Below are 14141 nucleotides of genomic sequence, written 5' to 3'. Positions count from 1 at the left end.
CACTAGTGTAGAGGTTTATTGATGAAGGTGAAGCACAAAAAACAAAATTATGATTTGATAAAACAACCACTAAACAATACCCATGGTGTTGGGTTAACGCTTATCGATAACAGAATTTATGTTACTTCGTTAAGTGCAGCAACATGCCAGAGAAACACCTTTTTACACAAATCAAGATACCCACGGCTAACTAAAAAAGTCTCTAAGATGTAGCAGTGCCAATAAACAATGCAACACAATAAAACCGATAAATCCTTGTGCAAACAGAATATGATAACCGCGCCACACTAATGCAGCGTGAGGCTCTACCGCGTACCAAACACCACCAGTGATGACCACTAGCAGCAATAAAATAACCCCTATGCCTTCAATAACACTAATTAAGCCTTTGCCTCCTGAATGAGGTAATTGCCCCCGTAGCAAACCGCGTATATCTGCAAGAAGTGGTTTGAACTCAAGTGTTAGCCAAGGAAAAAATTGGCGCCATTGCCCGGCTGAACACACTTTATAAGTAAACATGACGGCCAATAAAGCAGTGAATAAACCACCATATACATGGAAAAAATCCCAAAAACTGGCACGCGAGCCAAGTTGACGGCCAATAAGGATCCACGGACTGGTGCAAATTAATAACAGGCACATTAACATCACTAATGGATGCAACATCACTTCAATACGCTGCCATAACAGCTTGAATTTCATGACGGTTAAGCCTCTATCATTTGCTGAGCAAATTCATCGACTTTTTGCCAATCAGTAAACTCGACTTTGGTATTGGGGTCGGTAGGCCCTTTGGTTATCCACATAATAAAGCGAATAATATTACGGTCCATTGCTCCATAGCCTTGGTAATCTAAATTACCGCCAAACACTTGTAAAAGCTTAGGTTGCCATACGCTTTGGCTTAAAAACTGCTGCATATACATGTTTGTTTGTGGGGTGTTTTTAAGCGGTTTACGCGCCACTAAGCTGACAGAAAAGAATCCACTGGGGATGCTTTCTAACTCTTTACGGTGATCTTCAATAAACTGGTATAGGGCTGGACGGTGCTTACCGTGGCGAATACTGGCCCCGATAAACACTTTGTCGAACTTGGCTAGCTCAGGCACCTCAGACAGGGGCGCAATGGTAACCTGTTGCTGCTGGGCTTCTAGCTTGCCTTTAAGGTATTCACATATTTTTTGTGTATAACCATGAACACTTGAGTGGATCAGTAAAATATGACTCATGCTGACCTCAAATTGAAATCATTTAAAAGTAATACAATATCTTAGCTGACTGAATAACAAATTTACATGAAACCGATCACGCCATTGCAACCCGCTATGGTAGCAATGTGAAGTAATACACAAAATACCCTAGCTAACCCGCTAGGGTAAGTCGTCATGTTACATGTAACCTTGATTATAACGAGCGTAAAAACACAATCACTTGATTACGCTCATCTTGACTGAGTGCCATAAACTCATCAGTTGATTGCTGCGCTTCTCCACCATGCCATAAAATAGCTTCTTCTAGTGTTGCGGCCCTGCCATCATGTAAAAAACCCGCTTGCGGATTAACCGTTTGCGTTAACCCAATGCCCCATAATGGGCGGGTGCGCCACTCGTTACCGTCGGCTAAAAAGTCTGGCCGTCCATCGGCTAAGCCTTCGCCCATGTCATGTAACAACATGTCACTAAATGGATAAATCGTTTGGCCTTTTAAACTGTCACTCATCGGTAAACCACCAATATCGCCCGAGGTTTTGGTGACAAACGACGGTGTATGACAACCGCTACAATTAAGCTGTTCAAACAGCCGCGCACCTTCGCGAACATCGCTATCGTCAACATTGCGCCTTGCTGGCACGGCTAATGTTTCGGCATAAAAAACCACCGAATCACTAAATGCTGCACTGGCTTCAGGCTCGCCATTGGCATCTTCGCCAGTATCAATAAACCCAGTTCGCGTTAAATACGAGTCGTGCAAACTGGTGCCAGCGACACTTTCATCGGGAAACAGTGGGTTAGTGATACCAATGTCGCCTCGTAAAGCACCTAACGATTGTACCCGCACACTAGGGGTATTGGCTTTCCAGCCAAATCGGCCTAAAGAGACGGGATTTTCGTCACCTTGCTGCGCTTTTACTGCATCAAATACCCAATTTGCACGGCCTGAAATGCCGTCGTTGTTGCTGTCATCTGCATCGACATTTGCCAGAATACTCGCTTCTGGGATGGCTTCGAGTAACCCTAGGCCAAAGACTGGCATGCCATTACGCCAGCCCATTAACACATCGTCTTGCAATAAATTGGAGGTAACATTGGCGCTTTGTTTGGTTTCGCCGGGTGCGTCGTAGGGATTTTCAACCTCAAAAATCGGTTTTTTAAGGCTAACGACTACACCGTCGGCATAAGTCACATCGTGACGTTCATAAGATAAATACACATCGGCCTGGCCGACAAACGCATTGTTTTGCCAATCGGCACGGGCTTTTAATACCCCACGATGAAAGAGTTGGTCGCCAAAATCAGGCACCTTAATGGGGGCGCAATATTGGTTGTCTGCCGTACCAACGGTACAGGGTTGATCGGAAGCTTTGCTGATCCGTAAAAAAATCCCAGCAGAAGAGTCGAGTTTGACTCGAGTTTGGTCAGCCGCTAAAAACGGCGTTGAGTTTCGGCCATCACGTTGATGGCATGAATTACAATCGGCGTTATTAAATACCGGCCCTAAACCATCTAACTCTGGGTGTTCGCTGTTAGGTGCAGTGGTAAATGACGCTTCAAAATTAGCATCGCCCTCTAGGTGCAATGCAAGCTCATCTTCGGTTAAGTTTAATGACGGGGTAGAAAATCCATGCCCAGAGTTACTGGCATCAAAGGTTGTGGTGTCACCGCCTAACGCGATGACATCTGTATAAGATGGATAACTCACTGTTGGTGTGGTGGGTGCGCCACTGTCGTCGCCACTGCCACCACATGCCGTTAAGGTTAGCCCCATCAAGGCTAATAAAAAATAAGGGGGGGTCGATAAATGATTCATTACAGGCTCACTCAAATGATCCACGCTTACTCTAATTGTGTTGTTTTGGTAAGCGTTGGCGGTGATGTTTGGCCTACACCAAAGTGATATAGGCCAAACAAAGACAGACTATGAATTCCACTCAGATAACAGCGGAAGTACGTCTGACTCTAAAGAGGTTTGTAATGTCGTTAAGGCATCAACGGCAGTTTGTACCCGCTCGCGCCCCGCTTCATCCAAAATAGCTTGGCGAAATGGCATGTCAGTGGTGCCAGAAATAGCCTGGATTTTAGTAATGGCATCGTCAATTTCACTCGCCACTCGGGCAGATAACTGTGCATCGGCAGCAGCAACAAAATCAATCAGCCCGGTTTTATCGGCCGAGCCGGTCAACTCACCTTGATACACATTGCGCACACCAATAATGTTGTCTGCAAAGTCGGTTAACGAGTTCCAAGAATATTGAGACTCCACTTTAGACGTGTCGGCAGTGGCTAGCGACTCGCCAAATGGATCGGCAATTTTACCGTTACCTACCTCATCTACAATGCCAATCATGCCGTTAATTAATTCTTCAATCACCGCAAGCTCAGATGAATAAATCGCATTGTTGGCATCACCAGGCGTTTTAAGTAACTCGGCATAAGGTAAGGCATTGGTGTCTTGCGGGTTGTAGCTTACTTGCCATGCGTCATCAAGCTGTACGGCATAGTCACGAAACACTTCTGCAAGGGCAATAAGATACTCACGCTCTTTGGTGGTTAAGTCTGCAATTTGTTTAGTGTTGCTATTCACACCGTCGCCAAATAATAGGTACTCCATAGTATGGAAACCTTGCACGTCGTCGTTCCACCCCTTAATGGTTTCGGCATCAAAACCTTCGCTGTTGTCCAACTGAGTTTGTAAGTCTGTGGTATTGAGCGGCCAGCTGTCTAAGTGCGGATCGATACTTAACGAATCTACCGGGCCAAAAATATGCGCCTCGCCTTGCTCCCAGGGTTGTCTTGCGGCTTTCCAGGCGTTTTGCGCGGCGACTAAATCAGCCTGCGAAGTTGACGTTAATAATGTTTGTGTTGCTAAAAGTAATGCATCGCCTTGGGCGGCCAAGTCAGCATATCCGGCCACAATAATGTCATCGGTAATGTTGGTGATCATCTCTGTCGCGGCAAAACTAAAGCCAACTGTTGGGGTTTCTGTGTCACCAGAATCAGAACCTGAACCACCACACGCAGATAATGTAGCCACTAATGCTAATGAGATTACGGTGTAGTTAAAACGCATAATAAAACTCCATTTAATAAATTTAGGTCGTACTCGTTAAATAAACTGACTTAAAGTGAAAATTGGTACCCAACACCTAACGCAAAAAATTCGGTGTCTGGAATACTCGCCACGGCGACTTGATGCAGCCCCCCTTCGGCTTTAATCACAATTTCTGGGATTGGGAAGTAGTTAATACCCACACTGCTCCAGGTATTTTCATAACGCTTGGTTGCGGTGCCGGTTTCGACATCCATAAGCGGGTTGGAATAATCAATATTGGCAAAAACGGTCATGGGTAAATCAAACCATTCGTCGAGTTTGACTCCGGCTTCGACAAAGAATGATTGCGACTCTGACCCTAGTTGCGCAAAGTTGCCTGGGCGTAAACCAGGGGTGGTTTTATTGGCTTGCGTAATGGCATCGGCGTTATCTAACGTGCCATAGAGGTATTGACCACGCAGTATCCACGGGCCTTCAACAAAAGCGCCTGCAACAGACACAATGCGCAGTGCGCCATCGTCATCTAACTTGTTACTTTTATGTCTATTACCACTTGTATTGCCAAAGTAATACGCCACCCCAACGGCACTACCCGTTTTAAAATTGCCGTAATCAAGACGGCCCGCAAAGGCTAAATCATCAGTGTTGACATGTTCAAAGCGTTTTTGGTGGCCTGAAGCGACCCAGTCATAGGTGCGGAAGTATTCAGAATTTAACCCACTGACCACCTGAGCCTGGTAATGAAAGTCGGCAATTTCACCGTAAACCCCAATGCCATTTTCATTCCAGACGGCCGGCATCATTGCCGCTTCGCTTTTATGGCGCTGCACCGTAAGGTATTGATTAGGTTTGTGTAAAATACTAGTTAAACCCATTGGCAAGTGGATATTACCAAACTTAACCCCAAACGCTTGGCTGGGGCGGTAACGGATCTCAGCCTTTTCAACAAGCACCTCTCCGCCAGCTTCGACCTCAGATTCAAACTCACCAAATTCGTCAAAACCGTCATATTCTAATGCTGTTCCTGTACCACCATGTTCGTATTCGATTTCAACTTCCATGCTCCAATGATCGGTAAATTGATAGCCAAATTCAGTCACAATACGCTCAAGATCGGTGCGGTTACGTCGCTCACCAGTGGTATCTTGCACGTTATCGAAATATTCATCGCTGGTGTAATTGGCAGTACCATAGGATGCAAAGCTAAAGCGGCTAAAGCGGTCATCTGCTTTAGCAACATGGTGCGATACTTGTTCAACCTGCTTGGCAACGTCGGTATTATTTTGCTGTTGCTGTTTTTGCTCTGTTGCAAGTGTTGCCAATTGTTGTTTAAGTAAAGCAATTTCAGCCTCTTGCTTGGCAATGGCTTTGGCTAACGTCTCTGGATCGGTGGCTGCCTGCGCTTGAGTCATTAGACTGAACGCACTCGCGACAGAGACCGCCAGCAAGGTTAACTTTAGGTTCATTTATCTCTCCAACAAAACGCACAACGCGTTAACAATTTTCAAAAACTGCACACAACCATACACATATTGATAATAATTCGCATTACAATTTACATTTCTATTTACTTTGTAAAGATTGGCGTTCACTCACTATTACAGCTTATTTCCTTGTGTACTCACACGCATAAAACCAGGGTGAAGTGCGCTATATTAGCGCTGTACAAGAGTGGATTATCGCCATTAAATAACGACGCATTTAGTTGGAAATGAGATAAATCTAGGGCATAGTTAAACTCATATTGAGGCGATAAATCATATTGAAATAGCGTCGATGGCAATCAAAAAAACAGGCGTTTATTTGATTTTACGGCGCAAACAAACAGCAAAACATTAACGAGGCGCCAACTCAGGCGCCTTTTAAATCAGTTCGTTAAATTTATTTTGGATGGTTATGGCTGATATGGACGTAATAGATCTACCCGATGACAATACGCAAGTGTCTGCACGTAAAAAGGCGTTGTTACTCGGGCGTGTTATTGGTTTAGCAAGCGAAGATGAATATCGTCCATCATCGGCATCTATCGCAGAGCGTGCTGAGCATCGTCTGCGTAAACAACTTAGCCAGCATCAAAGTAATCTTGAGAGTATTTTTGCCCTCGCCCTTAATTATACTCCCTCAGATGTGACTGGCGTTGAGTTAGACCCAGACTGGCGTTATCAGTTTTTTCAAATGGCAGAACAAATACACAATCGTAAAATGCAAGATTTGTGGGCGCGGATTTTAGCAAGCGAAATCGTCAATCCTGGCAACTTTAGCCTGCGCACGTTAGCAGTGTTAAAGCAATTAACCTTGCGCGAAGCACAGATTTTTGAAAAAGCGTTGGGCATGTCGGTAAAAATAAACACTGAACCGAGGTTTAAGCTATTAAGTGGTTATCGGCTAAATGGTGGGCTGACTCAATATTTTCGTAAACACAACCAAGCTAACTTTGGCTTGTCGCAATTTGGCTTGCCTTATTCAAATATTTTAACCCTGGTCGATGCGGGGATTTTACATAAAAGTGAGTTTGAAACCGGCTTATTAAACCGTAACGAAGAGATTCAATTAACCTTGTGCCATGCCAATATCAGTTTAAAACCTAAAGGGCAGCACTTGTTGTTCACTTACTATCGATTCACTACGGTGGGCGATGAATTGTGCCAATTGATCCAAGCCAAAAATGATTTGGACTTTATCAATGCAATGAAAGTGATATTAGCAAAAGACTTTAAAGTTAACGGTTAATGTTTTCATAAAGATGTGAATACTTGGCTTTATGCTGGCTAAACAAAAACTGCCTTAAAAGTTGGCGCGACTCACCTTCTGCGCTAATTTTTGCTGCCATCACGCCATTTTCCGTTCTGACGGGTTCAAACTCCATATCAACATGAGTGCCGTTAGGTAAAATAAGCTGAGTATGGCGTGGCGATTTAGTATCGAGCTCTTTTGGGATTTTTATGGTGATGCCTGAACTAGACAAAGACAACACCTCTACAAATTTGGACGTTTCGTTGTCCATGACTCGTACATCTTTTAAGTCATCTATACGCCAACTTCGTTCACCGCCACGCATGTCGACCACTTCAGGAATACCGAGTTCTGGCGTAAACTGACCAAACTCATCTTGCTTTAATTGCAATGGAAACCACAAGCGGTAATAGCTTATTTCTGCCAATAGGGTGAGTTTAGCGTTACCCAATATGTGTGATAACACTTGTGGAATTTCAGTTGCTACGCTCAGCGAATGTTTTGAAAATACATTATCTTCAGAATCACCAGAAGACTCTGGCGAAAACACATCGCTAAAGTAGGCTAACTCTTCTCTAGATAAAGTAGACATAGACAATCCTAAACAAAAATCTTACCAACCAGCCATTATTCTAACACCTTAGTATGATGCTGAACAAACTTTGCTCAATAACTTTACCCGTTTTTACTGTGTAACGAGTTTGTTTTTTATACGTATAAAAAAGGCGAATCAAATCCGCCTTTCGTCTTGCCGGTATATGTTAATTATCAGCTTCGATTTTCAGCGCCTGCTTAAACGCTTCATGAGTCAATAATTGTTGATAATACTGAGCAATATTGGGGTACTTTTCAAAGTCGCCATTTTGCCCAACCAACTCTGCAATAAACGACATCATGATGTCGGCGCCGCTTAGGCTGTCGCCAACAAGATAACGCTTTCCTTCAAGTCGCTTATCCACATAACTTATCACTTTCTGTGCCTCGACATCGGCATACTTACCAATAAATCGAGTTTCACCGCCTTCCATGTTGACAAATATTTTTAACAACAAGGGTAAGGCAGCCGAGCTTTCGGCAAAGTGCATCCATTGTATGTAGTCAATGTAATCAGCACTGCCTTTAGCTGGCATTAATTTATCTGCGCCATAGGTTTCAATAAGGTATTGTGTAATCGCACCAGACTCTGCAATAGTCAAACCGTCAGCCTCAAGCACGGGTGATTTGCCTAGCGGGTGAACGTTTTTAAGCGATTCTGGCGCTAAAAAAGTTTTTGCATCGCGCTGGTAAGCAACTAACTCATACTCCACGCCGAGTTCTTCGAGTAACCAAATAATGCGTTTTGAACGTGACTTATTTAAATGGTGTAATTTAATCATTTGCCATCCTTCCTTTAAGCAATAAAATCAGCCCAATAACATGTCACTGGGCTAATGGATGTACTGGTTAATCTGCTACTCGAGCAAATTTGGGTTAGCTCAGCATCGCTAACATTTTCTCGGCAACAAGCTCTGAAGACGCGGGGTTTTGGCCGGTAATCAATTTGCCGTCAACAACCGCATAAGGATGCCAATCATCTGCTTTGCTGTAAGTGGCGCCATTTTCTTGCAGCATGTCTTCCACTAAAAACGGTACCACGTTGGTTAGCTGCACGGCTTCTTCTTCGCTGTTGGTAAAACCAGTAACATTTTTACCGGCAACTAACGGTGTGCCATCGGCTTTTTTAGGGTACTTAAGCACACCAGGTGCATGACACACTAAACCAAGGAGTTTGTCTGTGTTGTAACACGCTTCAATCAGTGCGATAGAATCTTTGTCGTTGGTTAAATCCCATAAAGGACCATGGCCACCTGGATAAAATACGGCATCAAAATCAGCTAGATTGATTGTCGCCAACGCATGTGTGTTGGCCAGTAATGCTTGGGCTTTTGTATCAACTGCAAAACGACGTGTTGCATCCGTTTGAAAATCGGCTTCATCACTTTTAGGGTCTAGCGGTGGTAAGCCACCTTTGGGTGACGCTAACACCACGTCGATGCCTTTATCAGCAAAAGTGTAATAAGGAGCTGCAAGCTCCTCTAACCAAAAGCCCGTTTTTTCACCTGTGTCACCAAGTTGATCGTGTGAGGTTAATACCATTAATACTTTCATTTTATATCCTTTATTTGGGTCAATATTGGGCTAGCAGTTATTGGGCTAGCAGTTACTGTTATTATTTACTGTGGCTGTTAAATATGTAGTTGGTTGTGGTTAACGCAAAATAGAATCGAAAGTAACTATTAAAAGTGACTATTAAAAGTAACTATTTAAACTGACTATAAAACTGACTATAGCAGTGCATATACTTTGCTTAATCCACTCAATAACAATGAAAACCCCATGTCGAGTTGTACATAAAAACAGCATAGCCTTTAGTGGTATATACAAGTACACTACTAGGGCCTGTTATCTGCCAATAAAGCCATGTTGTACGAAAACATGACTTAGGTTGATCAAAAAACCATTTAGAATCGCTGAGCGCCAAATTATGAATGAACACCCACCTATTCGACTTAATAATCAGTTTTGCTTTGCGGTTTACTCAACCTCGCTAGCCATTGTTCAACTTTATAAGCCTTTGCTTGAGTCTATTGGCCTAACTTACACTCAATATTTAGTCATGCTCATTTTGTGGGAACAAGACGGCTTAAGCTTAAAAAATGTCGCAAACCAATTGGGGCAACAATCAGGGGCGCTCACACCAGTGATTAAACGCCTAGAGTCTGATGGCTTAGTCAAACGCGTTCGTATGCCTCAAGACGGACGTAAGCTATGTTTACAACTCACTGAATTGGGCCGAGAAAAACAACCACAGGCGCAATCGATACATAACAGTATTGTTGAACAATGTGGTGTAAGTGTTGAGGAGATGGATCAACTCAAATTGTTGCTCGAAAAATTTAAGGCGAAATTGGTTGATCACATTGATTTTTAATCGTCAACGCTTACAGTGCACATCTGCCTCACATCATAACAACAATAATAAATTGCGCACAACTTAATTTAATCCTTTAAGTCGGCATGATGCTTTTTACTGTTTCACGTCTACGCGACATTGACGCTATTTCGGCCAATATGTTTCGATGAATATAAGGCTTTATCTGCACGTGCAAACATGTCAGCAAATGATTTATCTTTTGCATGTATAGACGACACCCCAATGCTAATTGTTATTTGGGGCAAGTTATCATTGATTGGAAGAATGGTTTCTTGGTGATTTTGCTGGGCGAGTCGCAATCGCTCTGCCAGTTTAAACGCTGAGTCGATGTCAGTGTCTGGCAATAAAATGGCAAATTCTTCGCCGCCTATACGAGCCAAAATATCTGACTCACGTATGTGTTCATCACAAATAGAGGCGACACGTTTTATGACTTCATCACCCACTAAATGGCCATAGGTGTCGTTGATATTTTTAAATAAATCGATATCAATCATCATAAGGGATAAGGGGCTAAAATATCGCATCGCCCTGGAGAACTCATGCTCACTAAATGCGGTAAATGAACGACGATTAAATAAATCGGTTAATGGATCGGTATTGGCAAGTTGTTCTAATTCAGAGCGTAAATGATACTCTTCAGTAATTTCGGTAGAAATACCAATTAACCCAATTAACTTCCCTTTTTTGTTAAATAATGGTTGTTTTACTTCATGAAACACAAGTTGTTGACCATTGCTATCAACTTTAATATCGTCAGTCATTTTTTGCTTTTTAGACAGTACCTTACGGTCATTTCTTTGCAAGACATCGGCAACCACTAATGGGAAGTATTGTTGATCTCTCGTCCCTTTTAACTGCTCTTGAGTGACCCCAAAATAATCTAAGGTAAGTTTGTTACCATAAACATAACGGCAGTTCACGTCTTTGACGTAAACATAAGCACCAACTTGGTCGAGGATTTGTTCGTAAGAATTGAGCTGTTGTTTTTTAGATTGGGTTTTGTGATATTCACGTAAATTGAACAACATTAGCAAGGCGATTAAACCCAGTAACACGGTTATTAACAACGCTATATTATCAATCGACATGAGCATTCCTTAGCTTTCAATCCACATCCATGTGCTTGCTATTATTTAGTCAAACAACTCTGTTTAACTTTAGCTAGTATGTGAAAACAAGCTAAACAAATCAAATAAATAATGAGCTTAATGAATAAAAATAACTTAATTGACGCGATAAACGTCAATTACAGGCACCATGACGGTTAATTTAACATCAACGTTTATAAATAACCCCGGCTTTCATCACAAAAGGCACATTGAGTAATGTATCTATTTGCTCCAGCGGGCTGGTTGATAATGCAATAATGTCTGCTTGTTTCCCAACCGCTAATGAACCTAATGAATCCGACATATCAATCAATTTAGCGGCATTTATCGTGGCACTTTTTAAAATATCGCTATTGCTCATGCCAGCTTGACTCATTAACACAGCCTCTTTGGCATTGTTACCATGATGCGACACACCGCTGTCGGTACCATAAGCGATGTTGACGCCCGCTTTATATGCCGCAGTAAAATTTGCCATCATATCTGAACCAACTCGAATCGCTTTAGCTTTGATGGCTGGTGACATAAAGTCAGCACCCGCACTGTTGGCCATTGCAACCACAGTGTCACCGGCCAATAACGTCGGCACTAAATATGCGCCGCTTTGCTTCATTAGCTTAATGCTTTCTTTGTCGGCATAACTGCCATGTTCAATACTGTCGACACCTGCACGCAGTGCAGCATTAATCCCTTGCGCAGCATGAGCATGACTGGCTACTTTTCGCCCTAATGCATGAGCGGTTTGGATGACTTCACGTAATTCATCATCATCCATTTGTTGCCCCGTACCGGTATTGGTGTCAGATAATACGCCACCGGTTGAGGTGATTTTTATAACATCAGCGCCAAATTTAATGGCTCGGCGTGTGGCACGTCGACAATCATAAGGCCCATCACAAATGGTTTTTGAGGTGTATTTATCAAGTAAATCTGGGCTCATGCCGTCAACATCACCATGGCCGCCCGTCACCGATACACCGCCAGATGCAATAATCCTCGGCCCATCAATCCAGCCTTTATTAATGCCGTCACGTAATGCATAAATTTGCTCTGGTTTTGCCCCCAAATCACGTACTGTCGTAAACCCTGCAAGTAAGGTTTTTTTAGCAAAATAAACACTTTGCATTGCAACATCGGCATCTGACATGCGTAATGCTTCACTGTCATTTTTAGGACCGAGTTCACCTTGTAAATGTACATGCATGTCCATAAGCCCCGGCATAACAAAGCGATTTTTTAAATCCACAACTTCAACAGTGTCTGTCGCTGTTGGCATTGGTCCTGTGAGGTATCCCTTTTCTATTGAGGTAATTACGCCATCGGTAATGACCAACGTACGCTCAGTCAGTGGCGACTCTCCGGCCAGAGTTAATACTGTACCGGCATGGATCACTTTAATATCAGCCGCAATAACCGAAGCGCTTAGCGCAAAGCAACTCAGTGCTAGCGTAGTTATGTAATGATTTTTCATTTTTATTATTATCCGCAAGTTAAAAGTTCTACACTGACAAAAAGGTTGATATGTTACAAGTTTTGATATGTTACAACTAATAACAAGCGCCCTTTAAGTGACACTGATTTGATTGCGAAGTTGCTAGGGCCTGTTGATCTTTGCTGGTTGAATTTTGTTTGAGTTAAAAACGTGTTAATCGAGGCGAATGGATTGTAGCCTAGTCACCTAAGCAACTCTTTATTTGTAAAGCATCGTTCAACAAAGAGTAAAACGTTTTTAGCCGAACCCTGTCGGCAGCGTTTGTTGGTCATTTTTACTGAGTTATCGACTTTTTATGTAGATATGTAAAATAACTACACCTCAAAGTCTTCGCCGCGCACTTGTATATGAGTAATGGCCAACAATTAGCTGCAAAAATAACCTTGAAAAATCAACAGCCCCTTATAAAGAGAAACGACATAATGAAAATTGCCATCTTTGGTGCGGGTTCAACTGGCTGTTATTTAGCAGGACAACTGTGTTTATCTGGTTTTGATGTTAGCTTAATTTGCAGGCCGACAATAAAGCAAACCATCCTCGCAAATAACGGCATCACCATGAGTGATTATCAAGGCTTTCTAGCCACTGTGATGCCACAAAAGATGATCACCGATATAGAACAAACCCCAACAGCATATGCCGCTTTTGATGTGGTATTTGTCACGTTGAAATGCCATCAAGTTTCCAGTATTGCCAATACCTTAATCGAAATCACCCACAACAACAGCAGCATTATTTTTATGCAAAATGGCTTAGGCAGTTTCGATACCATCAAAGATACGCTAAAACACTGTAATTTACTGCAAGGCATAACCCCTTTTAATGTGTTGCAACAAACGGGTGGGCGTTTTCATAAAGGCACTGAAGGCGTTTTCACCTTACAGCAAAATGAGCGTACCCAAACGATACAAACCGCAATGCAAGCTCAAGGTTTTGGCTGTGACTTACACCCCGATATGGCACCAGTGATTTACGGCAAACTATTGTTAAACCTAAATAACGCATTAAATGCCATAACCGACCTACCGATTAAACAACAACTCAGCCAGCGTGAGAGTCGCCGTCAACTAGCCGGTGCCATGACCGAATGGCTCAATGTATGCCAAGCCGCTAACATAGCGCTGCATCAATACACTAAAGTGAAGCCCAAATGGTTGCCGCTTATTTTGTCGCTGCCCAATGTGTTATTTACCCTACTGGCAAAACAAATGCTCGACATTGACCCGCAAGCGCGCTCATCAATGTGGGAAGACATACAGGCCAAACGTAAAACAGAAATCGAGTACATTAATGGCGCGGTTGTACGTCTAGGTAAACAATATGGTGTTAATACCCCAATTAATCGTGCCATCGTTGCACAAATACATAAATTAGAACAATCCGTTTAATACCATTTGCATTATTTATTTAACCAGACTGCGTACCAGATATATGTGTCGATACTGATGTAAAGCTAAGTTACAATTTAACAACAATCGATATAATGGCTGACACATAATCAAGGCAATGTAAGTTGACCTGGGCTGAGCCATCGGCACACTGAATGAAACGCGTTTAAATG

At 42.7% G+C, this 14141-nt stretch carries 13 protein-coding genes; 3 read left to right on the top strand and 10 right to left on the bottom strand.

The features are described from left to right. Positions 1–186: 186 nt before the first annotated feature. The 5 genes from L2703_RS12270 to L2703_RS12250 form a co-directional block, all read right to left on the bottom strand. Positions 187–702, bottom strand: a complete 516-nt coding sequence (locus L2703_RS12270) for a cytochrome b/b6 domain-containing protein (protein WP_248971377.1) — start codon at positions 700–702, stop codon at positions 187–189. Positions 703–707: 5 nt separating this feature from the next. Continuing rightward, positions 708–1229, bottom strand: coding sequence for a menaquinone-dependent protoporphyrinogen IX dehydrogenase (hemG, locus tag L2703_RS12265; protein ID WP_248971376.1), 522 nt, complete (start codon positions 1227–1229; stop codon positions 708–710). Between the two features lie 175 nt (positions 1230–1404). Next, complete coding sequence (locus L2703_RS12260; RefSeq protein WP_248971375.1) at positions 1405–3027, bottom strand: di-heme oxidoredictase family protein; 1623 nt, start codon at positions 3025–3027, stop codon at positions 1405–1407. Between the two features lie 108 nt (positions 3028–3135). Continuing rightward, a complete protein-coding gene (locus tag L2703_RS12255) occupies positions 3136–4287 on the bottom strand; it encodes an imelysin family protein (RefSeq protein WP_248971374.1) in 1152 nt (383 codons plus the stop codon). 50 nt (positions 4288–4337) lie between these two features. After that, the gene (locus tag L2703_RS12250; protein ID WP_248971373.1) at positions 4338–5735 is read right to left on the bottom strand and encodes a porin family protein; all 1398 of its coding nucleotides are present in this window, start codon (positions 5733–5735) and stop codon (positions 4338–4340) included. A 430-nt stretch (positions 5736–6165) separates the two neighbouring features. Here L2703_RS12250 and L2703_RS12245 point away from each other — a divergent pair, with 430 nt between their 5' ends. Next, positions 6166–6999 (top strand): TIGR03899 family protein, encoded by an 834-nt coding sequence (locus L2703_RS12245; RefSeq protein WP_248971372.1) that lies wholly within the window; start codon positions 6166–6168, stop codon positions 6997–6999. Here the strand turns inward: L2703_RS12245 and L2703_RS12240 are convergent. The 3 genes from L2703_RS12240 to L2703_RS12230 all read right to left on the bottom strand — a co-directional run bounded on the left by L2703_RS12240 (position 6989) and on the right by L2703_RS12230 (position 9150). Next, positions 6989–7594 (bottom strand): hypothetical protein, encoded by a 606-nt coding sequence (locus L2703_RS12240; RefSeq protein WP_248971371.1) that lies wholly within the window; start codon positions 7592–7594, stop codon positions 6989–6991. The genes L2703_RS12245 and L2703_RS12240 overlap by 11 nt on opposite strands. A gap of 169 nt (positions 7595–7763) precedes the next feature. Further along, entirely contained in the window at positions 7764–8378 is a 615-nt protein-coding gene (locus L2703_RS12235; RefSeq protein ID WP_248971370.1) for a glutathione S-transferase family protein, read from the bottom strand. A 94-nt stretch (positions 8379–8472) separates the two neighbouring features. Continuing rightward, positions 8473–9150: a type 1 glutamine amidotransferase domain-containing protein gene (locus L2703_RS12230; RefSeq protein ID WP_248971369.1), complete on the bottom strand. Its 678-nt coding sequence runs from the start codon at positions 9148–9150 to the stop codon at positions 8473–8475. Positions 9151–9526: 376 nt separating this feature from the next. Between L2703_RS12230 and L2703_RS12225 the strand changes: the two genes are divergently transcribed. Beyond that, the gene (locus L2703_RS12225; protein WP_248971368.1) at positions 9527–9973 is read left to right on the top strand and encodes a MarR family winged helix-turn-helix transcriptional regulator; all 447 of its coding nucleotides are present in this window, start codon (positions 9527–9529) and stop codon (positions 9971–9973) included. A 110-nt stretch (positions 9974–10083) separates the two neighbouring features. Here L2703_RS12225 and L2703_RS12220 read toward each other — a convergent pair whose 3' ends face one another. Further along, positions 10084–11067 carry a sensor domain-containing diguanylate cyclase gene (locus tag L2703_RS12220; RefSeq protein WP_248971367.1) on the bottom strand — a complete coding sequence of 328 codons (984 nt, stop codon included), beginning with the start codon at positions 11065–11067 and terminating at the stop codon, positions 10084–10086. A 187-nt stretch (positions 11068–11254) separates the two neighbouring features. Next, the gene (locus L2703_RS12215) at positions 11255–12559 is read right to left on the bottom strand and encodes a metal-dependent hydrolase family protein (RefSeq protein WP_248971366.1); all 1305 of its coding nucleotides are present in this window, start codon (positions 12557–12559) and stop codon (positions 11255–11257) included. Between the two features lie 443 nt (positions 12560–13002). Between L2703_RS12215 and L2703_RS12210 the strand changes: the two genes are divergently transcribed. Beyond that, entirely contained in the window at positions 13003–13968 is a 966-nt protein-coding gene (locus L2703_RS12210) for a 2-dehydropantoate 2-reductase (RefSeq protein ID WP_248971365.1), read from the top strand. The last annotated feature ends 173 nt before the right edge of the window (positions 13969–14141 follow it).

The organism is Shewanella basaltis (genome assembly GCF_023283885.1).
Taxonomy (GTDB): Bacteria; Pseudomonadota; Gammaproteobacteria; order Enterobacterales; family Shewanellaceae; genus Shewanella; species Shewanella basaltis.
Note: the sequence above shows the minus strand (reverse complement) of the source record. Positions and strands in the feature narration are given on the sequence as shown.

Coding starts and splice junctions, on each gene's coding strand:
- L2703_RS12270 (WP_248971377.1), bottom strand. CDS start 702: ATGAAATTCAAGCTGTTATGGCAGCGTATTGAAGTGATGTTGCATCCA.
- hemG (WP_248971376.1), bottom strand. CDS start 1,229: ATGAGTCATATTTTACTGATCCACTCAAGTGTTCATGGTTATACACAA.
- L2703_RS12260 (WP_248971375.1), bottom strand. CDS start 3,027: ATGAATCATTTATCGACCCCCCCTTATTTTTTATTAGCCTTGATGGGG.
- L2703_RS12255 (WP_248971374.1), bottom strand. CDS start 4,287: ATGCGTTTTAACTACACCGTAATCTCATTAGCATTAGTGGCTACATTA.
- L2703_RS12250 (WP_248971373.1), bottom strand. CDS start 5,735: ATGAACCTAAAGTTAACCTTGCTGGCGGTCTCTGTCGCGAGTGCGTTC.
- L2703_RS12245 (WP_248971372.1), top strand. CDS start 6,166: ATGGCTGATATGGACGTAATAGATCTACCCGATGACAATACGCAAGTG.
- L2703_RS12240 (WP_248971371.1), bottom strand. CDS start 7,594: ATGTCTACTTTATCTAGAGAAGAGTTAGCCTACTTTAGCGATGTGTTT.
- L2703_RS12235 (WP_248971370.1), bottom strand. CDS start 8,378: ATGATTAAATTACACCATTTAAATAAGTCACGTTCAAAACGCATTATT.
- L2703_RS12230 (WP_248971369.1), bottom strand. CDS start 9,150: ATGAAAGTATTAATGGTATTAACCTCACACGATCAACTTGGTGACACA.
- L2703_RS12225 (WP_248971368.1), top strand. CDS start 9,527: ATGAATGAACACCCACCTATTCGACTTAATAATCAGTTTTGCTTTGCG.
- L2703_RS12220 (WP_248971367.1), bottom strand. CDS start 11,067: ATGTCGATTGATAATATAGCGTTGTTAATAACCGTGTTACTGGGTTTA.
- L2703_RS12215 (WP_248971366.1), bottom strand. CDS start 12,559: ATGAAAAATCATTACATAACTACGCTAGCACTGAGTTGCTTTGCGCTA.
- L2703_RS12210 (WP_248971365.1), top strand. CDS start 13,003: ATGAAAATTGCCATCTTTGGTGCGGGTTCAACTGGCTGTTATTTAGCA.